This is a genomic window from Bradyrhizobium guangdongense (assembly GCF_004114975.1).
GTDB lineage: Bacteria > Pseudomonadota > Alphaproteobacteria > Rhizobiales > Xanthobacteraceae > Bradyrhizobium > Bradyrhizobium guangdongense.
The window spans coordinates 848285-872628 of the sequence record NZ_CP030051.1 but is presented as its reverse complement, the minus strand read 5'-3'; the positions used below and the strand labels follow the sequence as shown (position 1 = coordinate 872628).

At 65.2% G+C, this 24344-nt stretch carries 23 protein-coding genes; 15 read left to right on the top strand and 8 right to left on the bottom strand.

The window, feature by feature from the left end; translation table 11 throughout:
* Window positions 1–138: 138 nt before the first annotated feature.
* Window positions 139–1452, top strand: coding sequence for an NAD(P)/FAD-dependent oxidoreductase (locus tag X265_RS04130; protein ID WP_128963750.1), 1314 nt, complete (start codon window positions 139–141; stop codon window positions 1450–1452).
* 74 nt (window positions 1453–1526) lie between these two features.
* A complete protein-coding gene (locus X265_RS04125; RefSeq protein WP_244659441.1) occupies window positions 1527–2246 on the top strand; it encodes a DUF1365 domain-containing protein in 720 nt (239 codons plus the stop codon).
* A gap of 278 nt (window positions 2247–2524) precedes the next feature.
* Here the strand turns inward: X265_RS04125 and X265_RS04120 are convergent, their stop codons facing one another.
* Complete coding sequence (locus X265_RS04120) at window positions 2525–2905, bottom strand: DUF4267 domain-containing protein (RefSeq protein WP_128963748.1); 381 nt, start codon at window positions 2903–2905, stop codon at window positions 2525–2527.
* A gap of 111 nt (window positions 2906–3016) precedes the next feature.
* Here X265_RS04120 and X265_RS04115 point away from each other — a divergent pair, with 111 nt between their 5' ends.
* The gene (locus tag X265_RS04115) at window positions 3017–3613 is read left to right on the top strand and encodes a TetR/AcrR family transcriptional regulator (protein ID WP_128963747.1); all 597 of its coding nucleotides are present in this window, start codon (window positions 3017–3019) and stop codon (window positions 3611–3613) included.
* Between the two features lie 8 nt (window positions 3614–3621).
* Here the strand turns inward: X265_RS04115 and X265_RS04110 are convergent, their stop codons facing one another.
* On the bottom strand, window positions 3622–4311 hold the full coding sequence (locus tag X265_RS04110; RefSeq protein ID WP_128963746.1) for an aspartate/glutamate racemase family protein: 690 nt from the start codon (window positions 4309–4311) through the stop codon (window positions 3622–3624).
* Between the two features lie 294 nt (window positions 4312–4605).
* Here X265_RS04110 and X265_RS04105 point away from each other — a divergent pair, with 294 nt between their 5' ends.
* The 4 genes from X265_RS04105 (at window position 4606) to X265_RS04090 (ending at window position 7805) form a co-directional block, all read left to right on the top strand.
* Window positions 4606–6129 carry an FAD-dependent monooxygenase gene (locus X265_RS04105; RefSeq protein ID WP_128963745.1) on the top strand — a complete coding sequence of 508 codons (1524 nt, stop codon included), beginning with the start codon at window positions 4606–4608 and terminating at the stop codon, window positions 6127–6129.
* A 105-nt stretch (window positions 6130–6234) separates the two neighbouring features.
* Window positions 6235–6444, top strand: a complete 210-nt coding sequence (locus X265_RS04100; protein ID WP_128963744.1) for a hypothetical protein — start codon at window positions 6235–6237, stop codon at window positions 6442–6444.
* A 118-nt stretch (window positions 6445–6562) separates the two neighbouring features.
* Window positions 6563–6820: a hypothetical protein gene (locus X265_RS04095; protein ID WP_244659440.1), complete on the top strand. Its 258-nt coding sequence runs from the start codon at window positions 6563–6565 to the stop codon at window positions 6818–6820.
* A gap of 139 nt (window positions 6821–6959) precedes the next feature.
* Complete coding sequence (locus X265_RS04090; RefSeq protein ID WP_128963743.1) at window positions 6960–7805, top strand: L,D-transpeptidase; 846 nt, start codon at window positions 6960–6962, stop codon at window positions 7803–7805.
* Between the two features lie 26 nt (window positions 7806–7831).
* Here the strand turns inward: X265_RS04090 and X265_RS04085 are convergent, their stop codons facing one another.
* Together X265_RS04085 and X265_RS04080 are read right to left on the bottom strand one after the other, a co-directional pair.
* Complete coding sequence (locus tag X265_RS04085) at window positions 7832–8248, bottom strand: SRPBCC family protein (RefSeq protein ID WP_128963742.1); 417 nt, start codon at window positions 8246–8248, stop codon at window positions 7832–7834.
* A gap of 253 nt (window positions 8249–8501) precedes the next feature.
* Complete coding sequence (locus X265_RS04080; RefSeq protein ID WP_308421717.1) at window positions 8502–9533, bottom strand: alpha/beta fold hydrolase; 1032 nt, start codon at window positions 9531–9533, stop codon at window positions 8502–8504.
* 278 nt (window positions 9534–9811) lie between these two features.
* Between X265_RS04080 and plsY the strand changes: the two genes are divergently transcribed.
* Window positions 9812–10492, top strand: coding sequence for a glycerol-3-phosphate 1-O-acyltransferase PlsY (plsY, locus tag X265_RS04075; protein ID WP_128963741.1), 681 nt, complete (start codon window positions 9812–9814; stop codon window positions 10490–10492).
* On the opposite strand, the gene X265_RS04070 is transcribed toward plsY, so the two are convergent.
* Window positions 10489–12048, bottom strand: coding sequence for an amidase family protein (locus tag X265_RS04070; protein WP_128969130.1), 1560 nt, complete (start codon window positions 12046–12048; stop codon window positions 10489–10491). The genes plsY and X265_RS04070 overlap by 4 nt on opposite strands.
* A gap of 322 nt (window positions 12049–12370) precedes the next feature.
* Between X265_RS04070 and X265_RS04065 the strand changes: the two genes are divergently transcribed.
* Window positions 12371–13540 carry an acyl-CoA dehydrogenase family protein gene (locus X265_RS04065; protein WP_128963740.1) on the top strand — a complete coding sequence of 390 codons (1170 nt, stop codon included), beginning with the start codon at window positions 12371–12373 and terminating at the stop codon, window positions 13538–13540.
* Window positions 13541–13696: 156 nt separating this feature from the next.
* Here the strand turns inward: X265_RS04065 and X265_RS04060 are convergent, their stop codons facing one another.
* Window positions 13697–15865: a putative bifunctional diguanylate cyclase/phosphodiesterase gene (locus tag X265_RS04060; RefSeq protein WP_128963739.1), complete on the bottom strand. Its 2169-nt coding sequence runs from the start codon at window positions 15863–15865 to the stop codon at window positions 13697–13699.
* Between the two features lie 415 nt (window positions 15866–16280).
* On the opposite strand from X265_RS04060, the gene mepA reads away from it, so the two are divergent.
* From mepA to modC, 5 genes are all read left to right on the top strand, one after another.
* The gene (gene mepA, locus X265_RS04055; RefSeq protein ID WP_128963738.1) at window positions 16281–17225 is read left to right on the top strand and encodes a penicillin-insensitive murein endopeptidase; all 945 of its coding nucleotides are present in this window, start codon (window positions 16281–16283) and stop codon (window positions 17223–17225) included.
* Between the two features lie 212 nt (window positions 17226–17437).
* Complete coding sequence (locus tag X265_RS04050) at window positions 17438–17941, top strand: hypothetical protein (RefSeq protein ID WP_128963737.1); 504 nt, start codon at window positions 17438–17440, stop codon at window positions 17939–17941.
* Window positions 17942–18134: 193 nt separating this feature from the next.
* Window positions 18135–18920 (top strand): molybdate ABC transporter substrate-binding protein, encoded by a 786-nt coding sequence (gene modA / locus X265_RS04045; RefSeq protein ID WP_128963736.1) that lies wholly within the window; start codon window positions 18135–18137, stop codon window positions 18918–18920.
* 19 nt (window positions 18921–18939) lie between these two features.
* Window positions 18940–19635 carry a molybdate ABC transporter permease subunit gene (gene modB / locus X265_RS04040; RefSeq protein ID WP_128963735.1) on the top strand — a complete coding sequence of 232 codons (696 nt, stop codon included), beginning with the start codon at window positions 18940–18942 and terminating at the stop codon, window positions 19633–19635.
* Window positions 19636–19637: 2 nt separating this feature from the next.
* Window positions 19638–20300 (top strand): molybdenum ABC transporter ATP-binding protein, encoded by a 663-nt coding sequence (modC, locus tag X265_RS04035; protein ID WP_128963734.1) that lies wholly within the window; start codon window positions 19638–19640, stop codon window positions 20298–20300.
* A 169-nt stretch (window positions 20301–20469) separates the two neighbouring features.
* On the opposite strand, the gene X265_RS04030 is transcribed toward modC, so the two are convergent.
* Entirely contained in the window at window positions 20470–20730 is a 261-nt protein-coding gene (locus X265_RS04030) for a PepSY domain-containing protein (protein WP_128963733.1), read from the bottom strand.
* 177 nt (window positions 20731–20907) lie between these two features.
* Window positions 20908–22701, bottom strand: a complete 1794-nt coding sequence (locus X265_RS04025) for a potassium/proton antiporter (protein WP_128963732.1) — start codon at window positions 22699–22701, stop codon at window positions 20908–20910.
* Window positions 22702–22917: 216 nt separating this feature from the next.
* Here X265_RS04025 and X265_RS04020 point away from each other — a divergent pair, with 216 nt between their 5' ends.
* Complete coding sequence (locus X265_RS04020; protein ID WP_164938416.1) at window positions 22918–24234, top strand: mechanosensitive ion channel family protein; 1317 nt, start codon at window positions 22918–22920, stop codon at window positions 24232–24234.
* Window positions 24235–24344: the final 110 nt, after the last annotated feature.

Below are 24344 nucleotides of genomic sequence, written 5' to 3'. Positions count from 1 at the left end.
CGCCTCCGCCAGCGTTCCATTCACGGCCTGCAGACGGAATGCCGATCGATGACGCCCGGGCCGCGCCAGACGGCTTTGACGCCGGGACGTTTCCTTACGGCTTTGGGCCGACAATATTGCAATGGGGGCAGTTGAAAGATGCGCTTGGCAGTGATCGGGACGGGGATTGCGGGCAATGCGGCTGCCTGGCTCCTGTCGAAGCGCTACGCTGTGACGGTGTACGAACGCGAGCTGCGACCCGGCGGGCATAGTCATACCGTTCGGATCGACCATGATGGCGAAGCCATCGACGTCGACGTCGGCTTCATCGTGTTTAACGAGTTGAATTACCCCGAGCTGACATCCCTTTTCACGCATCTGGGGGTGAAGACCGTCGAGACGTGCATGAGCTTTGCGATGTCCGCCGATCACGGCCGCTTCGAATGGCGCGGGGGCGGCGAAGGCATCTTGCAAACCGCACGCGGTCTGTTCGCCCAACCGAGCAACCTCACCTCGCCGTCACACTTTCGCATGCTGGCCGAAGTCGTGCGATTCAACAGGCAGAGCGTCGCCGACTTGCGCGCCGGCCGGCTCGAGAAGATGACGCTCGGCGAATATCTGCAAAAGGAATCGTTTGGCGCGCACCTGTTCTCCAGATATCTCGGACCGATGGGGGCCGCCATCTGGTCGTCCACGCCGGCGGATATTCTGTCGTTTCCCGCGGAGAACTTCGTCACCTTCTTCGACAATCACAGGCTCCTGCACCTGGGCCGCCCGCGCTGGCTCACCGTCGAGGGTGGCAGCCGGCGCTATGTCGACAAGCTTACCGCTATGTTCAAGGACGTGATCCGGCTAGGCTGTGCCGTCACTTCAGTCACCCGAACGGAGCATGGCGTGACGATCCGCGACAGTCATGGCGGCGTGGAAAGCTACGATGCGGTCGTGATGGCCTGCCACAGCGACCAGGCCCTGGCGGCGCTCACCGACGCGAACGCGGCGGAGAAGTCCATTCTCGGCGCAATCCGCTACAGCCCCAACGCCGTCTATCTGCATCGCGATCCAAGTCTGATGCCAAAGCGCCGCCAGGCATGGGCATCCTGGAACTTCCTGCAATGGCCGCGGCAAACACCAGTCGAGAACGACGTCGCCGTGACCTATTGGATGAACCGGCTGCAGGGCATCGACGATCGCAAGCCGCTGTTCGTCAGCCTCAACCCGCCGCGCGAGCCGGCCGCCGACCTGACTTTTGCAAAATTCAGCTTCGCTCACCCGCTCTACGATATGGCTGCATTCGTAGCCCAACGACGGCTGCCTGCGATTCAAGGCCGTCGTCGAACGTGGTTCTGTGGAGCGTGGACGGGCTACGGCTTCCACGAAGACGGTCTGCGGTCCGGGATCCGGATAGCAGAGGCCATGGGCTGCGAGCCGCCCTGGCGCCAGTCCATGTCAGTGCTGGCGCAAGCAGCCGAGTAACGTCGATGTTCGGGTCGAGACCGCCCAGAGACAGAGATCCACCCGCTCCGGTCGTGCTCTACAGGGGAAAGGTGATGCACGCGCGCTGGCGGCCGGTGCAGCATAGGTTCAGCTACGAGGTGATGAACCTTCTCATCGATTTGGACCGACTGGACGAGGCGGATCGGCAGTCGCGCTTGTTCGCCGTCAATCGCGTCGCGATCTTCAGCTTCCACGAGCGCGATCACGGCGACCGCAAAGGCGCGAAGCTGAGCCACTACGTGCGGCAGCTGGCAGCCGAGCGCGGCATCGACCTGTCCGGAGGCCGGGTTCTGCTTCTGTGCTATCCGCGGGTGCTGGGCTACGTGTTCAACCCGCTCTCGATCTACTTTTGCTATCGCGCGCCCGGCGAGCTCGCGTTGTTGATCTACGAGGTGCGCAACACCTTCGGAGAGATGCATTCCTACGTCCTGCCGGTGCAAGAGGCACCGGGTGAACGGGCGATACGTCAGAACCAGGCGAAGCAGTTCTACGTCTCGCCTTTCATGGAGATGGAGATGCATTACCGCTTCAGCATCTCCCCGCCGGCGCGCCATGTGCGGGTCAGGATCCTGCAGAGCAACGAACAGGGTGTCATGTTTGCGGCCGCCTTTTTCGGACGGCGGCGCCGGCTGACCGGCCCCCGTCTCCTGGCGGCATTCTTCGGTCTGCCCTTTCTTACCATCAAGGTGATCGCCGCGATCCATTGGGAGGCGCTGCGGCTTTGGATCAAAGGCGTTCCCTACGTGAGCCGGTTGAAACAGCGTGGAATTTGAGACCATGGATCTCGTTCGAGTGCTGAGTTCACGCGGCGAGCAAGCCTTCCCCTCACTCCTCCCAGATGACCTTGGCGCAGTTGCCGCATTGGTGGACGCGCACGGCCCGCGCGGATCGCGGATCAGCAATCTCGGCTCTGAAGATCGCCGGCATCCTGCAATCGTCGCAGGAGGGAGGCGGCCTGACTCTTGTGCTCGGCGGGGTCGACATCAGCATGGACAGGAGCATGCCGGTGATTCGGCTCCGCCGCTATGTCATGGGTTAGTGTCGATGCCGCTCAGGCTACGCCGACGATCAGTGCCGCCGCCGTCAAGATCATGATCACCGCCGTGAGACCGTGCATGCCCAACGCGCTCTTGATCGAGCCTTTCGCGGCAAGAATGACCAGCATGTCGCCGAGGGGGATGACCGCTTCGACCAAGAGCACGATGCCGACCGCCGAGGGCGTACCCCACATCATCAGCGCCAGCACGGTCAAGCCGGAGGCGATGTCGCGCACCCCCTTGAGACGCAGCCACCCCGCGATGTTGTCCGCTTCCCCGGGAAGCGGCAAGCCGAAGCTCTGCGTCGCCGTCAACGGGCGCGCAACATAGAGAGTACCGATCGCGATGATCGCGAGGGCCAAGACCGAGCCAATTCCGAGCGCGAACACATGCATGATGATTTCCCATCCTATCGCCGATGTATTATCTAGCCTCGCTAGACATATAATCTAGCATTGCTAGATCGTCAAGCGTCGTCCAGTATGGGCGCCGGGAGGGCCGAAGGTTTGGGCATCGCGGAACGGAAGGGCAGGGAGCGGGCCGAGCGCGAGCAGCGCATCGTGACGACGGCACGCCTGATCGCGGAGCGCGAGGGATGGGACGCGGTGACGATCCGGCGTCTCGCCGACGAAATCGAATACAGCCAGCCGGTGCTGTATTCGCATTTCAAGAGCAGGGATGCGATCGTTGCAGCGGTCGCCCTCGAGGGCTTCAGGGAGATCGCGGCCGCGCTTCGGCGGGCAGCAAGCGGATCGACGGGGCGGAATGCCCTCAAGCACGTCGCCACCGCCTATCTCGCCTTCGGGCTCAGCCGCCCTGCGCTCTACCAGGCCATGTTCGTGCTGCCGACCGAGTTGCGCTTCGCCGAAGCCGGAAGCCGGCCGGAGCTGCAGGCGGCCTTCGAGGCGCTTGCGGCGGTCGTAACCCCGTTTTGCAGCGACGTCGCCGTGGTGACCGAAAGCTTCTGGGCCGCGCTTCACGGGCTCACCGAGCTCGAACGTTCCGGCCGCATCAGGCCCGCGGCGCGTGACGAGCGCATCGCATTCGTCGTGCGGACGATCGCGGATTCCGGATCCGCCCACGGCGCCAAGCGCACCCGGTGACCCGGCGGTTACCTCATCGCAAAATCGGCCGCTGTCTCCGCGTGAATGGCAGTGGTGTCGAACGTCTCGACCGTCGTGTCCGCAGCCCCCACCAGCATGGTGATCTCGGTGCAGCCGAGGATGATGCAGTCTGCGCCGCGCCCGACCAGCGCGGCCATCACCTCCTGATAGCGGCGGCGCGAGGGCGCGGCGACGACGCCGAGGCACAGCTCGTCGTAGATGATGCGGTTCACGTCGGCCCGCTCCTCGGCCGTGGGAACGAGGACATCGAGATCGTGCGCGCGCAGGCGGTCCGTGTAGAAATTCTGCTCCATCGTGAAGATGGTGCCGAGCAGCCCGACCCGCCGGTAGCCCCTCGCCCTGATACGCTCGGCCGTTGCGTCGCCGATGTCGATGAAGGGAATGGTCAGCTTAGCCTGGATGTCAGGGGCAAGCTTGTGCATCGTGTTGGTGCACAGCACGATCGCGCGCGCGCCGGCGCGCTCGAGCCGCTGCGCCACCTCGGCAAGACTCGCCCCCGCCTCGGCCCAGCGGCCGGCATATTGCATCTCCTTGATCTCCTGGAAATCGTAGGAATACATCAGCAGCGGGGCCGAATGCAGCTTGCCCATGCGATCCCGAACGCGTTCGTTGATGAGCTTGTAGTAGAGCGCGGTGCTCTCCCAGCTCATACCGCCGATCAGGCCGATCGTTTGCATCCCAGCGTCTCCGGCAAATGGTGCGACGGGATCGTAGCGGAAGCCGTCGAGGCTCGCCATGCGCGCCGGTTGACGCAGCCACGCTCCAACGTTAAATGGCCCTGTCGGAAAAGGCAGACTTGGTCTGGTAAGCCCAAGTCCTTTCGGTAACGAAAGCTCTGGTCTTTGGCCTCGCGCCGGAGATCCCCACGACGAACAACGGTCGCCGCAGAGGCGATCCATGGTTCGTCCGTGAGGTTCTCAGGTTCGGGAAACGCTCCGGTCGAACATCGACAGTCGACAACGGAGCAAATCATGCAGCATCCCGACACATTCCTTTATGACGTCATCATTGCCGGCGCGGGCCCCGTCGGCCTGTTCCTGGCCTGCGAGCTCAGACGGGCAGGCTGTTCGGTGCTGGTGCTGGAAAAGGCGCAAGACCCGCATTCGCCGCTCAAAAGCCTGCCGTTCGGGCTGCGTGGACTTTCCGTGCCGAGCATCGAGAGCCTGGATCGCCGCGACCTGCTCGACGATCTCACGCACCGCGCAGCCGGCGGTGACACGCCGGCGGCCGCGCATTGGATGCAGCGGCAGCGCCGCCCGGGCGGCCATTTCGCCGGCATCCAGTTCTTCCACGATCGGATCGACAGCTCGCATTGGCGCTATCGCCTGCCCGGCCCGATCGGCAGCCTGGCGGCCGACATGGCCAGCATCGAGGCGGTCTTCGCCATCCGCGCCGCAGAGCTGGGCGTTGCGATCCGGCGCAGCTGCGGCGTCGAGTCCTTCACGCAATCGGACGACGGCGTCACCGTGGAAACGACCGGTGCAACGGCACGGGGCCGCTGGCTGGTCGGCTGCGACGGCGGACGCAGCCTGGTGCGAAAGGCTGCCGGCATCGGTTTTGCCGGCACCGATCCGGAATTCACCGGCTATTCCGCAGAGGTCGAGCTGGCCGATCCGGCCGCGCTCACGCCGGGCCGGCACTACACCGCGTCGGGCATGTACACCTATGCAGCGCCCGGCACGATCGCGATGGTCGATTTCGACGGCGGTGCCGCCCACCGCACCGAGCCGAACCGCGAGCGGATCGAGGCGGTCCTGCGCAAAATCTCGGGCATCGATGTGAAGGTAACGAGGCTTGCGCTCGCCACCACCTGGACCGACCGCGCCTGTCAGGCGAGCAGCTATCGCAAGGGCCGCGTGCTGCTGGCGGGCGATGCCGCGCACATCCATTCGCCGCTGGGAGGCCAGGGCCTCAACCTCGGCCTTGGCGATGCGATGAACCTCGGCTGGAAGCTCGCCGCAACCATTCGCGGCGACGCACCGGCCGGGCTGCTCGACAGTTATGCGGACGAGCGGCAGCCGGTGGGAGCACGGATCCTCGACTGGTCGCGCGCCCAGGTCGCACTCATGCGTCCGAGCAGGAGTTCGCGTGCTCTCGAAGCGATCATCCGCGATCTCATCGATACGCGCGACGGCGCCACCTATTTCGCCGAGCGCGTCTGGGGCGTCTTGCTGCGCTACGATCTCGGCGATTCCCATCCATTGGTCGGCCGCAGCGTGCCCGACTTCGCCCTCGATGATGGAACGCGACCCGCCGCTCTGCTCAGGACAGGACAAGGGCTGTTGCTCAACTTCGAAGCCCGCCCGTCGCTCGATATCCTTGCGCGCCGCTGGCGCGGGCGGATCAACCATGTCGCGCGCGATGCCGGGGATCGGCTGGGCTTGACCGCCCTGCTCGTGCGGCCCGACGGCATCGTGAGCTGGGTCGGCGAGGGGACGCCGGACATTGAGGACGCGTCCCGGGCCGCTCGGCGATGGTTCGGAGAACCAGAGTGAGGCGTTAGGCATGACCTCCATCGAACCCGAAGCGATCTCGACGACACTATCTCTGCACAGTGAACGCCCTCGCCCGTCCCGGGGGCGACACGGGGAGCATCTCGCATGCGGCAACGAAACTGGCGATTGATTGCGGTGGGCACGGTGCTGCTGGTGCTGGCCGTGCTGTTCTTCCTCTCGATGCGCGACATGACGGCGTGGTCCAATGACCCTGTCGCCTTGATGCGCGCGGTCGGAGAGGTGTCCGGCGGCGTCGGCGGCATCAGCCTCGTCATGATCGTGTTCGGTCTGATCGGCCGCAAGGCACCGGCCTGACAAGGCGACGCTGCGGACGGCCTGATCACGGCGGCATCACGCCTCCGCCATGAGCGGAATAACAGGTCTTCCGCGCCAATCTGAATGTCGGAACCGCGCATCATGCGCGGAACGGCATTTGGAGGCCGCGATGATCATTTCGAAGCTCCTGGTTGCGCTCACGCTCGCATCGACGATCGGCGCCGCGGCGGCGCAATCCTTCCGCCCGGCGGTCGCCGGAAAGGAAACGACCACAAAACCCTGGACGGCCCCGGTTGGCCACCGCCAGCCTCACGCGGCCGACATCCCCTCAACGACAATGGGACCGCGCGATCTCCTCGATCAGGAGGATGCCAATGTGGACCGCAAGATCAGCGGCATCTGCCGAGGGTGCTGACCGTCACCCAAACTGCCGTGGGTCCGACAGGAATCGGCGTTAACGACGTTTAACGGTTCCAGCTCGCGCGAACATCGCTTCGAAGTTTCTTAAATTTTGCTGGGTAGCTCTTGCCTGTCGAAGCGATCCGGGGAAACACATGGGTAAGCGGGCCAAACGCGGGAAGACGGAGACGTTCGCGCTGCCGATGGCCGCGAGAGTTGGCATTGGCGCCGTGGCCGTCGCCGCGTTGGGATATGGTTTGCTGTCCCGCCCCGCCACCGTTCAGCCGATGCAGAAACCTGCCGCGCACCAGGCGATGGCGTCCTCGTCTCCGGTTTACGTGGCACTTCCCGTTCATGCATCAGTGCCAGTTCCGGCTCCAAGTCCGGCGCCGGCGCCCATGGTCGAACCGCCAAAGGCCGTTGAGGGTCCCGGCGCATTTGTTCGGCAGGTGGTGGACTATACCAGTCACCAGGCGCCGGGCACGGTGATCATCGACACCAAGAACACGTTTCTCTATCTCGTCCTGAACGACACACAGGCGATGCGCTACGGCATCGGTGTCGGTCGCGAAGGTTTCACATGGTCCGGTGAGCAGACCGTGGCCCGCAAGACGGAATGGCCCGATTGGCGTCCGCCTGCGGAGATGCTGGTGCGTCAGCCCTATCTGCCCCGGTTCATGGCAGGCGGTCCGACCAATCCGCTCGGTGCCCGCGCGATGTATCTGGGCGAGACCGAATACAGAATTCACGGCACCAACAAGCCCGATACGATCGGAAAGCGGGTGTCCTCCGGCTGTATCCGGCTCACCAATGAGGACGTGACGGACCTTTACGAGCGGGTGAAGGTCGGAGCGAAGGTGATCGTGCTTCCCACGACCGCTGCCCGCCGGCCGTCCGACACCGCTTCGCGATCGCCGGACCCGGCATCGCCGCCGAACCGGCCCTCGGCGGCGAACGCGCAGATGCTGTCATCCGGAGCGAAGGTCGCCGAAGCCCAGTAACTCAGGCGCCCTGTCGTCGGGCCGACTTACGACGCCTTCTGCTTCGCTTCCACGTATCGCGCAAAATTGTCGAGGATCGCCTGCCAGCCGCCTTGCTGCTGCTCGACCGAGTAAGTCGATTCAGCATCGAAGACGACGCGGACGGTGATGCCTTTAGCCGCGGGCATGAACTCGACTTCGGCCTTGCGATCTCCGAACGCATATTCGATCAGCTTGTGCTCGACGATCGTGGTGTAGGTGCCGGCGAAGTCGAACCCCATGCTGCCGTCCTTGGCCTCCATGCGCGAGGAGAAGACGCCGCCTTCGCGCAGATCGACCGTCGCTTTGGTCGTGTGCCAGTCGTCCGACGCCGCGTTCCACTTCACGATGTCGGCAGGCGTCGTATAGGCGCGCCAGACCTGGTCGATCGGGGCTGCGACGCTGGTTTCGACGGTGATCCTCATGGGTATTGCTCCAGTTCGATACTAACGGCTCGTGGTGACGACATCACGCCGCGCGTGCCGGGTTCCCATCCGGCACATCTGCGACGTGTCCACCCAAGGACGATCGAGACCGGTCGGCGCCGACATGGTCGGGCCGTCAATGCGCATTTTTTTCGAAGGTGCCGTCAACGTGTCTTAGGCGGAGCCCCAGTGAGGTCATGGCCGCGCGAGGAGCCGCTTGACGTGATCAGACCGACCCGCTCGCGCTCCGCGATCACGTGAAGAAGCCGCTGAGCCTGTCGATCACGAGCTCCGGCGCCTCTTCGGGCAGATAATGTCCGCAAGGCAGGCTCTCGCCGCGCACATCCACTGCCTTTTCACGCCACGTCGCACGCACGTCGTAGCTTGATCCGACGACGCCCTTCTCACCCCAGAGCAGGAGCAAGGGGCAACCGATCCGCTTGTCCGAATCGGCCGCGTCGTGGACCAGGTCGATGCCGGCGGCAGCCCGGTAATCCTCGCAGACGGCGTGCAGCGTCTCGCGCGTATAGCAACGGCGGTATTCCTCGAACGCAAGCGGATCAATCGCGCCCGGCGTCTTGTTCTGCTTGTTGATGTGCGCCTGGAGATAGAAGTCGAGATTGTTGCCGATCAGCGTTTCCGGCAGTGGCGCCGGCTGGCTCAGGAAGAACCACCACATGTAGCGCATCGCGAAATCCTTGTTCGCCTTTGCATACATCGTCGCGGTCGGCGCGATATCCAGCAGTGCGGCCCTGGTCACGGCGTTGGGATGATCCAGCAGCAAGCGGTGCAGGACGCGCCCGCCGCGGTCGTGACCGGCTGCATAAAAACGCTCGAAGCCGAGCGAACGCATCACCTCGACCTGGTCGCGCGCCATCTCGCGCTTGGAATAGGCGATGCTGTCCTTGCCGCCGTCGGGCTTGGAGGAATCGCCGTAGCCCCTGAGGTCGGTCAGTACGACCGTGAACCGCTCGGCAAGCTTCGGCGCAACTTTGTGCCAGCATACCAGTGTTTGCGGATGGCCGTGCAGCAGCAGGAGCGGCGCGCCCTCGCCTTTCACGAAGGTGTTGATCTCCGCGCCTGATGTCTCGATGCGGCTGTGACGAAAGCCCGGCAAAAGTTTTTCGATCCGGTCGGTAGGCATGGCCATCTTCTCCTCGGCGAGCGCAGGCAAATCCAGCATGACCGAACCGATCGCGCCCGTGGTGGTCACCGCCATCGCCATCAGGCGCCGCCGCGACAGCCTCGGATCGGACGGACGTTCTGCTTGCTCACGAACGGACATGTTCGCCCTCCCAAAGCGGATTGATTGCTCCGAAGGTGCCGGCCCGGGTGACGAAAATCCAATGTCGGGTCAAAATATGATTATGCATGATTTGCATAAGCGTCTGCGAGGGCCTGACGAATCCCCCGCCGCCTCGATCAACGCCTTGATTATAGGCAGGCGAACACCCGATGGCGTCGCGTGCTGCCAGGCGCGAAGATGGCTCCAAGATCCTGCCCATGGCGGTCAGGCAAGGTTGGCGATAAGAATACGGCTGACCGGATACTGGAATCGAAACCATGGCCTTCTGGACCGCGGGCGCAGTCGGATTGATGATCGCCTATCTCCTTGGCTCGATCCCGACGGGCTATCTGGCAGGAAAACTGCTTCAAGGAATCGACATCCGCGAGCACGGCTCCATGTCGACCGGGGCGACGAATGTGTTACGGACGCTCGGCAAATGGCCTGCGTTGGCGGTGCTGGTCATCGATGTGCTGAAGGGCGCGGCTGCCGTCCTCGTCGCCCGCTGGTTTTGTCCCTGGCTCGCGAGCCAGCTATCGCCGACGCCGCCGACAGCGGCCGAATTGCAAGTCTCGGTGCCATGGATGGTGTGCCTCGCCGGCATTGCCGCGCTGCTCGGCCATGGACGCTCGATCTGGCTGAATTTTGCGGGCGGCAAATCGGCGGCGACCGGGCTCGGCGTGGTGCTGGCGATGTCATGGCCGGTGGGGCTGGGGACGGCCGCTGTCTTCGGCCTCGTGCTGGCGATCACCCGCATCGTCTCGCTCAGCTCGATGCTCGCGGCGGTGACGGCCATCGTTCTCGTCTTCGGCTTGGCGCACCCGCTGCCGTATCGGCTGCTGGTGATCGCAGGCGGCCTCTACGTGATCATGCGCCACCGCGCCAATATCGGCCGTCTGCTGGCGGGCACGGAGCCCCGGCTGGGGCAGAGCAGCCCGCAGCTTGATTCAACGCCTTAAAGAGCCTCCAGCGCCGGCAGGCCGGGCGGAGCCTTGCGCATGTTCGAGGCCTGCTCATAGGCGTAAGCCAGACGCAGCAGCTTGTGCTCGCTCCAGGCTCTCCCTGCGAAGGTGACGCCGAGCGGATAGTCCGGCGTGTCCTTGCCATCGACCCCGGAGACGAGGCCACACGGCACCATGACACTGGGATAGCCTGCTTTGGCTGCAATCGCTGCGCCCATCGCGCCGGGGAACAGGACGGCATCCAGCTTGTGCCGATTCATGTAGGCGTCCATGCCGCGCGTTCTGGCCGCGAGCAAATCCATAGCGCGTGCGGATTTGTATTCGCGCTCACTTAGGTTCCCTTTGGTGAGGTCGGCGGCGAGAAACAGATCCTGGCCGAAACGTAATGCATCTTTCGCATTCGCCGCATTGAAGGCGATGATGTCGGTCATCGTCTTGACATCGGTGTGGGTAGCCCAATCCTTGAGATAAAGATTGAGACCGTATTTCAGCTCGTAGAGAAACACGATCGGCGCGCCGGTCGGGTTGCCCTTGTTCTTGCTCAGCGGATTGCGGTTGAGTACCGCCATGCCGGTGCCCGGCCCGGCAAGCCAACCACGCGTCGGCATGTTGGCGCGCACGATGACGGCGCCCAGATGCTCCAGCACCTCGATGACGCGGGCCATCAGCCTGGCCCCGTCGGGTGACAGCTTCCCGTAGTAGCAGTCGTTCAGCCGATCGGCGGGATCGCTCGGCACGCCGATGCGCACCCCTTTCATTGCATCGCGTGCAAGATCGGCCGTGTAATCGGCCGGCCGGTGCTGCCGCTCCGTCGCGGGGTCGCGCGGATCCTTCGCAGCCAGCACGTTGAGCAGCAGCGCGGCGTCGCGGACGCTCCGCGTCATCGGCCCCGCGGTGTCCTGACTGTGCGCGATCGGCACGATGCCGGCACGGCTGATCAGCCCGACCGTCGGCTTTACGGTGACGAGGCCATTCCGGCTGGCCGGATGCAGCAGTGAGCCCGAGGTCTCCGTGCCGATCGAGGCCGCACACAGGCCGGCTGCTACGGCCACGGCCGAACCCGAACTCGATCCGCCTGGGTCCACGATCGGGATGCCGCGATCGTCGACCAGATCAGGCACGAAAGGATTCTTCACCTGACCGCCCAGCGACGAGTACCCCGAGGGCATCTCGATCGCGAGGATGTTGGCGAACTCGGTCAAGTTCGCCTTGCCGAGGATCACCGCGCCAGCCTTGCGCAGCAGCTTGATGACGGTGGCCTCGCGCCTCGCACGCGCGCCTTCCAGCGCCAGCGAGCCGGCCGTGGTCGGCTGCTTGTCCGACGTCGCGATGTTGTCCTTCACCAGAATGGGCACGCCCGCCAGCGGGCGACCGGCCGATGGCTTCGTGCCGTCGAGCTTGCCAGCGATCGCGAGCGCATCCGGATTGAGCGCGCGGACGGAGTTCAGCATCGGCCCGCCGCGGTCATAGGCCGCGATGCGCGCCAGATAGCCCGATGTCAGCGCGGTCGCGGTGACGCGCCCGCTGGCGAGGGCCTCGATGATATCGCTCATCGACGCATCCGCGAGCTGCAGCTCGGCTGGCCCCGTCGCATTGCGGGCTGACTTCTTCACGACGCGCCCCTCGGACGGAGATATGCTATCAAAGGTAGCATTGATCCCGATGGCGCGACAAGCTGATCAGGAGCGACGGATGGACTGCACGATCCGGGCCGCGCTTGCCGACGACGCTGCCGACATGGACTATGGCGCACCATCATCATGGAACGCGCGCTCGATGCGCCCGCGCAGGACCGTTCGCGGACGCTTGATTGGGTTTGTGAAATAGACCACCATCGCCTCACTCTACCGCTCACGGCAGAATGGGCGAGGAAACATGGACGGAATCGCCGGAATTGATCTCGTCGCGCGGGCGCAGGCCGTCGCGCCGCTGGTTGCACGCGAGGCCGACGAGATCGAGCGGACGCGGCGGCTGACGCCTGTTGTCGTGGGCGCACTGATCGAAAACGGGCTCTACCGCGCGCTGCTGCCGCGCAGCCTTGACGGATCGGAAGCGCCGCCGGAAATCTTCATGCAGATGCTGGAGGAGATCGCAAAGGTCGATGCGTCGACGGCCTGGTGTCTCGGCCAATGCAGCGTCTGCGCGATGATCGCGGCCGCGCTCGACCACGATACCGCACGCGAGATCTTCAACACCGCGCCCGGCATCCTCGCCTGGGGCGCGGTCGCGCATGAGGCGCGCGCGGTCGAGGGTGGCTACCGCGTCACGGGGCGCTGGGACTTCGCCTCGGGCGCGCGGCAGGCGAGCTGGCTCGGCGCACATGTCCGCATCGTCGACGCTGATGGTGGGCCGAGGAAGAATGCGGATGGGTCTCCGGAGCTGCGCACGATCATGTTCCCGCTCGCAAGCGCCGTGCTGCACGACGTCTGGCAGGCGATCGGCCTTGCCGGCACCGGCACCGATTCCTACGAGGTGAGAGACCTCTTCATCCCCGAGCGCTTTGCCGTGTTCCGCGACGTGCCCGAGGCCTTGCGCGAGAGCGGCCCGCTCTATCGCCTGCCCACCGGCTCGACCTTCAGCCTCGGCTTTGCCGCGGTCTCGCTGGGCATCGCGCGCGCGACGCTGGATGCGGCGATCGCATTGGCGCGCGCCAAGCACCAGTCATTGGCGGCCAGTGCGATGCGCGACAACGGGGCGGTGCAGGGCCTGATCGGCCGGACCGAGGGCGACCTGCGCGCCGCGCGCGCCTACCTCTATGCGACCGCGCATGCGATGTGGCGCGACCTCTCGGCCACAGGCATGTTCAGCCCGGCGCATCGCAGCGCTGTCAGGCTCGCCGCGACCTGGACCATCCAGCAATCGGCCAAGGTCGTCGACACGGCCTACCATATGGCCGGCGCGACCGCCGTCTTCCGGAGCAATCCGTTCGAGCGGCGGTTTCGCGACATGCATGCGATCACCCAGCAGATCCAGGCACGCGATACGCATTTTGAGGATGTGGGGAGGATAATTTTAGCGGGGAACGTTGAACGGGAGGCGCGATGACGCTGCGCTCCCTCCCCCGCTTGCAGGGAAAGGTTGGGGAGAGGGTGTCTCGACAACAAAAGACTCGCCCAGAGGAGAGAACCCTCACCCGGCGCTTTGCGCCGACCTCTCCCGCAAGCGGGAGAGGTTCATCGAGAGAGCGGCGCGTCCCTGACGTCACGCCACCAGTGCGGCGTCCTCGTCCGCGGCATCGATGCCGCGCTGCGCCGCCAGCAGGCTGACGATCTCGGCGTTCGGCCGCGCCTTGCTGAACAGAAAACCCTGGCCCTCGTCGCAGCCTTCGGTGCGGAGGCAGCTCAGCTCGGCTTCGGTCTCGACGCCCTCGGCGGTGATGATGACCCCGAGGCCCTTGCCGAGGCTGACGATGGAGCGGATGATCGCCTGGGCTTCGCGGTTGGCCCCCAGGTCGCGCACGAAGGACTGGTCGATCTTGATCTTGTCGAAGGGGAAGCTGCGCAAATAGCTCAGGCTGGAATAGCCGGTGCCGAAATCGTCCATCGAGATGCGCACGCCGAGGGCGCGCAGCGCATGCAGCGTCGCCAGCACCTGCGAGCTCTTCTCGAGCAGCAGCGTCTCGGTGATCTCGAGCTCGAGCCGGCGCGGCGGCAGGCCGGAATGTTTCAGCGCGTCCGTCACCATCGAGAGCAGATTGCCGCTGCGGAACTGGAGCGGCGACAGGTTGACGGCAACGCGGACGTCATCGGGCCAGGTCGCCGCGTCGAGGCAGGCGCGGCGCAGCATCAGGCCGCCGAGCGGATTGATCAGGCCGGTTTCTTCCGCGACCGGGATGAATTCGGCCGGCGAGACCATGCCGCGCTCGGCATGCGGCCAGCGGACCAGCGCCTCGAAGCCGGTGATGCGGCCGCTGGAGAGGTCGATCAGCGGCTGGTAATACGGCCGCAGCACGTCGTTCTGGATCGCATCGCGCAGCTCGACCTCGATCTTGCGGCGGCTCTGCGCTTTTGCATCCAGCGCGGCCTCGAAGAAGGCGAAGCTGCCGCGCGCATCGGATTTGGCGCGTGACAGCGCCATGCCGGCGCTCTTGAGCAGCTTTTCGGACTCCTCGCCGTCGCCGGGGGACATCGCGATGCCGATGGAGGCGCCGATCACCACGGAATGGCCGTCGAGCAGATAGGGATCGGCGATGGCTTCGAGCAGGCGCTTGGCGAGGCCCACGGCGTCTTCGGGCCGCGTCAGGCCGCTTTGCACGACCGCGAACTCGTCGGAGTTCAGCCGCGCCAGCATGTCCTCCTCACGCAAGGTCGAGCGCAGGCGCTTGGCGACGCCGCGCAGCAGCTTGTCGCCGACCGCATGACCCAGCGTGTCGTTGACCGACTTGAACTTGTCGAGCCCGAGCATCAGCACCGCAGCCTTTTCGGGGCTGCGGCGCGTGTGCAGCAGCATCTCGTCCATGGCCTGGCGCAACTTGTTGCGGTTCGGCAGCCCGGTCAGCGCGTCGTGCTGAGCCATGAAGGCGAGCCGCGCCTCGGCGCGCTTGCGTTCGGTGATGTCCATCAGCGCCAGCAGCACCGCGGGCTGTTCGTCGTAGGTCAGTTCGCGGGAATAGATCGCAAGATCGATCAGCGCGCCGTCGGCCTTGACGTGCTTCCAGGTGCGGCCAGCCTGCTCCTCGCCGGAGCGATCGACGGTCCAGGGCGACTCGCTGTCGAAGGCCTGCAGAGAGCGGATCTTCAGCCGCTGGAACTCGGCACGGCCATAGCCGTAATGTGCGATCGCGGCATCGTTGACGCCGAGGATGCGCTCGTCGTCCAGCGCACAGATGATCATGGGAACGGGATTGCCGTCGAACAGCAGGCGGAACGAAGCCTCGCGCTGCTTCAATTCGGTGATGTCGACCCGCAGGCCGACCACGCCGCCGTCATCGGTGCGGCGTTCCTCGATCAGGATGACGCGGCCGTCGGACAGCGTCTGCTCGTGGCGCTTGCCGGGCTCGTAGAGCTTCTTCAACCGGGCGGCGATCCATTCGTCCTCGTGGCCAGCGGCCTCCGGATAGTCACCGCGGGCGACGCCGACGCGCAGCGTGTCCTCGAGGCGCGCGCCTTCCTGAAACAGGTCGGCGGTCTTGCTGTAGATCTCGGAATATTGCTTGTTCCAGAGGACGTAGCGACCTTCGGGATCCAGAATGACGATGCCTTGCGGCAAGAGGTCGACGGCCTGGCGCAGCCGCTCGTGCGATTTGCGCGCCTCCGCGATGGCAGCGTCAGCCTCCGCACGGCTCTGCACGAGCTGGTCGCGTTCGATGAGCGGACGGGGCGTGCGTGCAAAGCGCGGCTTGCGGGGCTGTCGGCCGCCTCCAGCAAGCACGGTGCGCTTTCGTTTTTTTGTTTCTTTGGACCCCAAACTCAACTTCACACGTCCTAGCCGCACCCAGCGCCGCAAGTCTTGCTCCAAGTGTCTGAAAGAAAAGTAATCCGGGCCGGCGCCGGTATGGAGCGGCCGCTGCGCGCCGGATTGATTGCCCGTTTGCAAGGCGCGAGAAAGCGCGCCGAACTTGCTCCGCGTCGCAATCGGCGCGCGAGGAGATGCAAAAACGCGCAGTCTCCATGAATCAATTCCGGAACAGAGGTCGCTTGCATGCAGGTCGCGAGCGACTCACGTTCCGCGCACGAATTTTGGTCAATGCGGGATAGAGTTATCGCGCCGTTAAGAATCGCCGCCGGACCACGGCGCCGGATCGTTCGGTGACCCTGCCGCGGCCTTGGGCTATAAGGATGTCAGCATGAGTCCCCGCCGAATCGCCCCTCTCCTGCTTGTCATGGCGCTCCTGGCTGCCGGCGGCGCGCTGGCCCAGGACAAGGGCAGCGTCAACCCGAAGCCGTTGCCGCCGCTCGCCCATCCGAACGACCCCAAGACCCCTGCCAAGGAGCTGTTCGCACGCAAGCTGCTGCCTTCTGCCGGGCCGGCGCACGTCATCGGCTCTTATGTAAAAGGTTGCATCGGCGGCGCGCAGCAGATGCCGCTCAACGGCGATGTCTGGCAAGTGATGCGGCTGTCGCGGAACCGCAATTACGGCCATCCCGACATGATCGCGCTGATCAAGCGCCTCGCTGCCAAGGCGCACAAGGACGCAGGATGGCCGGGCATTCTGGTCGGCGACATCGGGCAGCCGCGCGGCGGACCGGCGCTGTCAGGCCACGCCAGTCATCAGATCGGTCTGGACGCCGACATCTGGCTGACGCCGATGCCGGACCATCGGCTCTCGCGCGAGGAGCGCGAAGAGATGTCCGCGGTGATGATGGTGCGCGAAGACCGCCTCGACATCGATCCGCGCGTGTTCACCCCAGGCCATGTGCTGGTGCTGCGCGATGCCGCGCAGGAGCCGGCAGTGCAGCGCATCTTCGTCAATCCCGCGATCAAGAAGGCGCTGTGCCGCGAGGCCAAAGGCGATCGCTCCTGGCTGTCGAAGATCCGCCCCTGGTGGGGCCACGACTATCATTTCCACATCCGCATGCGCTGCCCGGCGGGATCGGGCGAATGCGAGGGCCAACCGTCGCAATCCGAGGACGAAGGCTGCAAGCCGTCCGATTTCGCCTATTGGTTCAGCGAGGGCGTGCTGCATCCCAAGCCGCCCGCCGAGCCGCCGAAACCGAAGCCGCCGATCACGCTGGCCCAGATGCCGGCGGCCTGCAAAGCCGTGCTGCACGCGCCGGATGCGAAGCGCTAGCGAGTGCTGTCGCCTCAGCCCCCGCCGTCGTCCCGGGGCGCGAAGCGAGCTTGGACCGACGAGGAGTTGGTTGGTTCGCGCACTCCCAATGCGCTAGGATGATCGCGCCGCTCGGCCGTCAGCCCGCGGCTTTTCCGGGATGCGCATCCCGTTCACCGACAAAAAACAGACTGCACGCCCGCATCCCGCGTGGCCAACGACGAGAATTTGACATGCGCATCCTCGCTCTCCTTGCCGTGCTCTCGATCAGCGCGACCTCTGCCCTTGCCGCGGAGGAGCCGAGCGGCTGCGACAAGTTCAAATGGCCGATCGAGCGTGAGCGCGCCGCGCTGATGGCACCTGATCGTGCCAAGCTGGCCTCGGGAAGCGAACAGGCCGCGATCCCGTCATCGGCGATCACGCTGGCGCTGGTCGCGCCGCAGGAGGCGAACCTGCCCTCGCCGCCAGAGCGGGCACCGAAGGACGGCACCTTTGCCGGCTTCACCAGCATCAAGGCCGCGAAGGCCGGGCTCTACACGATCAGCCTGTCCTCGGGCGCCTGGGTCGATCTCGTCCAGGAGGGGCATTTCCTCAAGCCCGTGGCTTTCAGCGGCGCGACCGATTGCGACGGCATCCGCAAGACCATGAAATACCAGCTCTCGGACAAGCCGTTCGTGCTTCAGATCAGCGGCGCCAAGGACAATTCGCTCTCGATTTCGATCCTGCCCGCGCAATAGGCGGATTGGCTGGATCAACGACCGCCTTTGACCTCCGGCCCCAGCCTGCTATCTTCGCACTTGCGATCTCCCCGCCGGCCGTAAGCCGTTGCGGGGCCACGTGGAGCAGCGCTTCCGCCCGTCGCGATCGACCGACCCAACGCCAGATTTGCGCGTGCGTCCTGCGCGCGCGGGCTCGCACGGAGCGCCATCCATGTCTCGACTTGCCGGACTATTCACCGCCTTCATCCTGCTCGCAGGCACGAGCGTCTCGCCGGCCGCCGCCGAGGACAAGACCATCACGATCTTCGCTGCGGCGTCGATGAAGAACGCCCTCGACGAGGTCGATGCCGCCTACACCGCCAAAACCGGCGTCAAGTTCAGCGTCAGCTATGCCGCAAGCTCGGTGCTCGCCAAGCAGATCGAGCAGGGCGCGCCGGCCGACGTGTTCGTCTCCGCCGACACCGACTGGATGGACTATGCGGTGTCCAAGAAGACCATCAACGAGGCATCCAGAGTCAACCTGCTCGGCAACAGCATCGTGCTGATCGCGCCGAAGGATTCCAAGATCGACAACGTCACCATTTCGCAAGGCTTCGACCTCGCCAAGCTCGCCGGCGACGGCAGGATCGCCACCGGCGACGTGAAGTCCGTGCCGGTCGGAAAGTACGCCAAGGCGGCACTGGAAAAGCTCGGCGCCTGGCAGGCGGCCGAGCCGAAATTCGCCATGGCCGAGAGCGTGCGCGCCGCGCTGACGCTGGTGGCGCGCGGCGAGGCTGCGCTCGGCATCGTCTATTCCACCGACGCCAAGGTCGAGCCCGGTGTGAAGATCGTCGGCACTTTCCCGACGGACTCGCATCCGGCGATCATCTATCCCGTGGCGGCGACCACGACCGCGAAGGCCGAGACCGGTGATTATCTCGCCTTCCTGCGCACCTCCGCCGCCAAGACCATTCTGGAAAAATACGGCTTCAAATTCCTGATCAGCCCGACAACATGATTCTTGCCATCTGATTTTCGTGTTCGACATCTCTCCCGCCGAATGGACGGCGATCCTGCTCTCGCTCAGGGTCGCCATCATCGCGACGCTCGTGGCAACGCCGTTCGGCATTGCCCTGGCGTGGCTGCTCGCCCGCAAGGAATTCTGGGGCAAGTCGGTGCTGGATGCCGTCGTGCATCTGCCTCTGGTGCTGCCGCCTGTCGTCACTGGTTATCTGCTGCTTCTCACCTTCGGCCGCCGCGGCCTCGTCGGCGGCTTTCTCGCCGATCATCTCGGCATCGTCTTCGCATTCCGATGGACCGGAGCTGCGCTCGCCTGCGGCGTGATGTCGTTTCCGCTGCTGGTGCGGCCGATGCGGCTGTCGATCGAAGCGATCGACCGAAAGCTCGAGCAGGCGGCCGAAACGCTTGGCGCCGCGCCTTTCAAGGTGTTCTTCACGGTGACGCTGCCGCTCGCGCTGCCCGGGGTGCTCGCCGGCATGGTGCTCGGCTTTGCGAAGGCGATCGGCGAGTTCGGCGCTACCATCACCTTCGTCTCCAACATCCCCGGTGAGACCCAGACGATTTCGTCGGCGATCTATTCCCTGATCCAGACACCGGACGGCGACGCCGCCGCGGGACGGCTGGTGATCGTCTCGATCGTGCTCGCCCTCGGCGCGCTCATCGCCGCCGAATGGTTCGCCCGCCGCGCCACGCAGCGCCTGCACGGGAATTGACCATGCTGCGTGTCGATGTCGAAAAACAGCTCGGCGAATTCCGGCTCGAAGCCTCGTTCTCGAGCCAAGGCCGCGTCACCGGCCTGTTCGGCGCCTCCGGCGCCGGCAAGACCTCGCTGATCAACATGATCGCTGGCCTGCTCCGGCCCGACCGCGGCACCATCGTCATCGACGGCGAGACCGTCGACGATACCGCTGCCGGCATTCATGTGCCGACCTGGCGCCGCCGCATCGGTTATGTGTTCCAGGACGCGCGGTTGTTTCCGCATCTCAACGTCGCGCAAAATCTCGACTATGGCCGGCGGATGAACCGCCTCGCGTCCGATCCGGCCCAGCACACGCGGGTGGTCGAGCTGCTCGATATCGGCGCACTGCTTGACCGCCGCCCCGGAAAACTTTCGGGGGGCGAACGCCAGCGTGTCGCGCTCGGCCGCGCGCTGCTGTCGAAGCCGCGCCTGTTGCTGCTCGACGAGCCGCTCGGCGCGCTCGACGAGGCCCGCAAGCTCGAAATCCTGCCCTACCTGGTGCGCTTACGCGACGAGGCCAATGTCCCCATGGTCTATGTCAGCCACGATGTCGCCGAGCTGCGCCAGCTCGCGACGCAGATCGTGATGCTGAAGCAGGGCCGCGTCACGTCGTTCGGCGGGGTGAAGGTGCTGACGTGAGGGCCGACATGAGTGCGCTGGCTAGAGTTGCCCCGCTCTAGCCTCAACCACCGCAGTCATGCCCCGGCTCGACCGGGGCATCCAGTACGCCGCGGCCTCTCCGTATCCACGCGCCGTCTCTGGAATACTGGATTGCCCGCTTTCGCGGGCAATGACAGCGTGATTGTGGCTACCAGCCGCGATCGACGTTGCGGACGTCGCCGGTCCGGGCGTCGACGTCGACCTCCATCCAGCGACCCCTGATGTCGCGACCTTCGATCTGCCATTCGTCGCCAAGGAAATTCGTGTCCGAGACCGTGACCACACCAAGATCGGTCGCGACGTCCAGCGCGACCTGCATCGAGACCTGGTCGCCGGTGTCATAGGCCATGGCCGGCGCCGCTGATCCCAAGCCAAGCGCGATCATGGCGGGCAGGATGAGTTTTCGCATGGATTGCTCCTGTCAGTTGCGTTGACCGTTACGCGGCTAAGAACGGACAACGCCGCGGAGCGTTCCGGAACCAGGAGTCACGAAGCCGCGCAAATTGTCGGCGGTTGCGGCGATTTGGTGGCGGTTTCCGTCATTCCGGGCTCGCGCTACGCGCGCCCCGGAATGACGATGAGGGAGCTAAACGCCCGCCACCGAGGTCCATATCTCCGCCAGCTTCTGCCGCAGCGCTTGCCCGCGCGTCAGCGGCGCCGAAGTCTCGTCCTCTTCCGGCAGGCGCAGGCCGACGACGTTGACGCGGCCGCCGGAGATCGAGCGCGCCACCAGCACGATGGTATCGAGCGCGAGCTCGGCGCCCTCCTTCGGCGCGCGGTCGAGATGGACGTCGAAATAATCGGCCAGCGTCAGCTTGGCCTCGTCCTCGCCGATCTTCACGCCGTAGATCTCGGCGAGCTCGGCGAGCGTATGCTCGCCGGACACCATGAAGTCGCCGAGCAGATGCGGGTCGGGCGCCGTGCTCGGCTGCATGTCGACGAAGAAGCGGTCGAGCGCCTCGGCCTTTTCCGGCGGCGCCAACAGATAGATGTAGTCGCCGGGCGCGACCGGCTCGGCTTCCGTCGGTGTCAAAATATGCTCGTTGCGGATCACCAGCGTCGGCTTCGACCAGGACGGAATCAGCCCGCGACGGAAATAGAGGCTCTTCGGCCGCACCGGATAGCCGACCAGTTGCTGCTCGAGCTGGCCGGGCAGATCCAGCTCGACCCGGCGCGGGCCGCGCTCGGCGCGCGGCAGCGCTACATGCAGTTTTCGCGCGGCCGGTGCCAAGGTCCAGCCTTGCAGCAGCAGCGAAATGATCACGACGACGAAGGCGACGTCGAAATAGAGATAGGCCTTCGACAGGCCGACCAGCATCGGGATCGAGGCCAAGAAGATCGCGACCGCACCGCGCAGGCCGGTCCAGGCGATGAAGATCTTTTCGCGCCAGTTGAAGCGGAAGGGGGCCAGGCACACGAACACCGCGATCGGCCGCGCCACCAGCATCAGCACCAGTGAGACGGCGATTGCCGGCAGCACGCTGGAGCCGAGCCGGCTCGGCGACACCAGAAGGCCGAGCAGCACGAACATCACGATCTGTGCCAGCCAGGTCGCCGCATCCAGGAACGCCACCACCGAGTTATGCGCCCGCGTCGGCCGGTTGCCGATGATGATGCCGGCGAGATAGACGGCGAGGAAGCCCGAGGCGTGCATGATCTGCGAGCCGCCGAAGATGACGAGCGCGGCCGTGGTGACGAACGGCGCGTGCAGGCCCTGCGGCAGCGCGACCTTGTTCAGTCCGATCACGACGAGACGTCCGCCGATCACGCCGACGACCGCGCCCAGCAGCGCCTCCTGCACGAACTCCATCGCCACATGGCCGGGCGAGCTCGCGCCCAGCGAGATGTATTCGACCAGCATCAAAGTGAGGAAGATCGCGAAGGGGTCGTTGGTGCCGGATTCCGCTTCCAGGGTCGCCCCGACACGCGGGCGCAGACGCAGGCCCTGGGTGTGCACCAGCAGGAACACGGCGGCGGCATCGGTCGAAGCCACCACCGCGCCGACCAGCAGCGATTCCGTCCAGTTGAGGTCGAGCGCGTATTTCGCGAATGGCGCCGTGATCAGCGCGGTCAGCAGCACGCCGGCGGTCGCGAGCATCACGGAGGGCGCGAGCACGGTGCGGATGCTGGCAAAGCGCGTCTTCAAGCCGCCGTCGAACAGGATCAAGGCCAGCGCCACCGAGCCGACCAGATAGGTGGTGCCGACATCGTTGAACTGGAGCTGGCCGGGGCCCGCATCGCCTGCCAGCATGCCGATCGCGAGGAAGACCAGCAGCAATGGCGCGCCGAAGCGCAGCGCGAGCAGGCTCGACAGGATACCGGCCATGACGAGGACGGCGCCGAGCAGAATGGCGATGCTGAAGGAGTCGAGGGAGGCCATCCACCTTCCGGGTACAATTCGCTGAAATTGCATCCTTATCGTCGCAGCACCGGCGCGCCAACCCATTTCTCCCGCTCGCGGCAATCTGACCGTATTTTGCGGCCTTAACGCGCTTCACTTCGCGGTGTATCGATGGCCCGGCCGCTGCCTTTGTGGGATTCTGCGGCGCCTTCGAATCACATCCTCCCGCCTACTCTTCCCGACGAGACCGCCCCGATGGACATGGATCTCAAAGACCTCATGGAGTTCGTGCAGACCACCGCGCGCAGCGTCGGGGCGGAGATCGCCTCGCCCTGGTTCTACCTGCAATTCGGGCTCATTCTGGCAGCGGCCGGGATCGCCTATGCGGCCGAAGCCGCCATGCGTAACCGCGTCGACATGAGCTCGCTGGCGATGCGCTGGCCGCTGCCGCTCCGGCATTTCGCCCGCGTGATGGTCGCGAGCGCCTCGACGGCGGTGTTCACCCTGCTCGTCATCGTCTCGCGCGTGGTGATGTATCACGCGACCTGGCCGAGCCGCAGCTATCTGCTGATGGTCGCCGCCAAGCTGGGGCTCGCCTGGCTCGCGGTCCGGCTGGTGACCTCGGTACTGCGCAACGCGTTCTTCGTCAGGCTGGTGTCGGTCGCGGCCTGGTTCGTCGCCGCGCTGTCCATCCTCGGCCAGCTCGATGCCACGGTTGACCTGCTCGATTCCTATGCGATCGTGCTCGGCGGTCTCAGGCTGACGCCGCTCCTGGTGCTGAAGGCCGGCGCATTGCTGATCTTCGCGCTCTGGCTCACCAACATCGCCAGCAATTTCGCCGAGAGCAAGATCAACTCGACGACCGATCTGACGCCGTCGGTCCAGGTGCTGCTGATCAAGATCATCCGCATCGGGCTGCTTGCCGTCGCAATCGTCATTGCGCTCGGCACCGTCGGCATCGATCTCTCCGCGCTTGCCGTGTTCTCCGGCGCGGTCGGCGTCGGTATCGGTATCGGCCTGCAGAAGATCGTCGCCAACTTCATCTCCGGCATCATCCTGCTCGCCGACAAATCAGTGAAGCCGGGCGACCTCGTCACGATCGGCGACAATACCGGGCGCATCAGCGCGATGAAGACGCGCTATATTTCCGTGGCCGCCGGCGACGGCCGCGAATTCCTGGTGCCCAACGAGGATCTGGTGACGCAGAAGGTCGTCAACTGGACCTACACCGACAAGAACACGCTGGTGAAGATCACCTTCGGCACCAATTACGACGCCGACCCGAAGCTGGTCTGCAAGCTCGCAATCGAGACCGCCTCAGCCCATCCGCGCGCGCAGAAGGGCAAGCCGCCGAACTGCCTGCTGACCGAATTTGCCGAAGCCGGCATGAAATTCTCGCTGACGCTCTGGCTCGCGGATCCCGACGGCATGGATGCCGTCAAGAGCGACGTGATGCTGGCGCTGTGGGAGGCCTTCAAGCGCGAGGGCATCCGGGTTCCCTACCCTGTCCGCGAAATCCGCGTCCGCGGCGGGGCGCTGCCGGTCGAAACCACCGTAGAAGTCCCGAATTAAGCCGGTTTCGGACGCAAGGGCGGCAAGCTTGCCTTGCACTAGGGCCGGCAATCATTAAATTAGGGCCTGAAATCAAGCCTTTCCGCCCGTACTGAAACCGGGCTTTCAAG

Coding starts and splice junctions, on each gene's coding strand:
- X265_RS04130 (WP_128963750.1), top strand. CDS start 139: ATGCGCTTGGCAGTGATCGGGACGGGGATTGCGGGCAATGCGGCTGCC.
- X265_RS04125 (WP_244659441.1), top strand. CDS start 1,527: ATGCACGCGCGCTGGCGGCCGGTGCAGCATAGGTTCAGCTACGAGGTG.
- X265_RS04120 (WP_128963748.1), bottom strand. CDS start 2,905: ATGCATGTGTTCGCGCTCGGAATTGGCTCGGTCTTGGCCCTCGCGATC.
- X265_RS04110 (WP_128963746.1), bottom strand. CDS start 4,311: ATGCAAACGATCGGCCTGATCGGCGGTATGAGCTGGGAGAGCACCGCG.
- X265_RS04105 (WP_128963745.1), top strand. CDS start 4,606: ATGCAGCATCCCGACACATTCCTTTATGACGTCATCATTGCCGGCGCG.
- X265_RS04100 (WP_128963744.1), top strand. CDS start 6,235: ATGCGGCAACGAAACTGGCGATTGATTGCGGTGGGCACGGTGCTGCTG.
- X265_RS04090 (WP_128963743.1), top strand. CDS start 6,960: ATGGGTAAGCGGGCCAAACGCGGGAAGACGGAGACGTTCGCGCTGCCG.
- X265_RS04085 (WP_128963742.1), bottom strand. CDS start 8,248: ATGAGGATCACCGTCGAAACCAGCGTCGCAGCCCCGATCGACCAGGTC.
- X265_RS04080 (WP_308421717.1), bottom strand. CDS start 9,533: ATGTCCGTTCGTGAGCAAGCAGAACGTCCGTCCGATCCGAGGCTGTCG.
- plsY (WP_128963741.1), top strand. CDS start 9,812: ATGGCCTTCTGGACCGCGGGCGCAGTCGGATTGATGATCGCCTATCTC.
- X265_RS04070 (WP_128969130.1), bottom strand. CDS start 12,048: ATGAGCGATATCATCGAGGCCCTCGCCAGCGGGCGCGTCACCGCGACC.
- X265_RS04065 (WP_128963740.1), top strand. CDS start 12,371: ATGGACGGAATCGCCGGAATTGATCTCGTCGCGCGGGCGCAGGCCGTC.
- mepA (WP_128963738.1), top strand. CDS start 16,281: ATGAGTCCCCGCCGAATCGCCCCTCTCCTGCTTGTCATGGCGCTCCTG.
- X265_RS04050 (WP_128963737.1), top strand. CDS start 17,438: ATGCGCATCCTCGCTCTCCTTGCCGTGCTCTCGATCAGCGCGACCTCT.
- modA (WP_128963736.1), top strand. CDS start 18,135: ATGTCTCGACTTGCCGGACTATTCACCGCCTTCATCCTGCTCGCAGGC.
- modC (WP_128963734.1), top strand. CDS start 19,638: ATGCTGCGTGTCGATGTCGAAAAACAGCTCGGCGAATTCCGGCTCGAA.
- X265_RS04030 (WP_128963733.1), bottom strand. CDS start 20,730: ATGCGAAAACTCATCCTGCCCGCCATGATCGCGCTTGGCTTGGGATCA.
- X265_RS04025 (WP_128963732.1), bottom strand. CDS start 22,701: ATGGCCTCCCTCGACTCCTTCAGCATCGCCATTCTGCTCGGCGCCGTC.
- X265_RS04020 (WP_164938416.1), top strand. CDS start 22,918: ATGGACATGGATCTCAAAGACCTCATGGAGTTCGTGCAGACCACCGCG.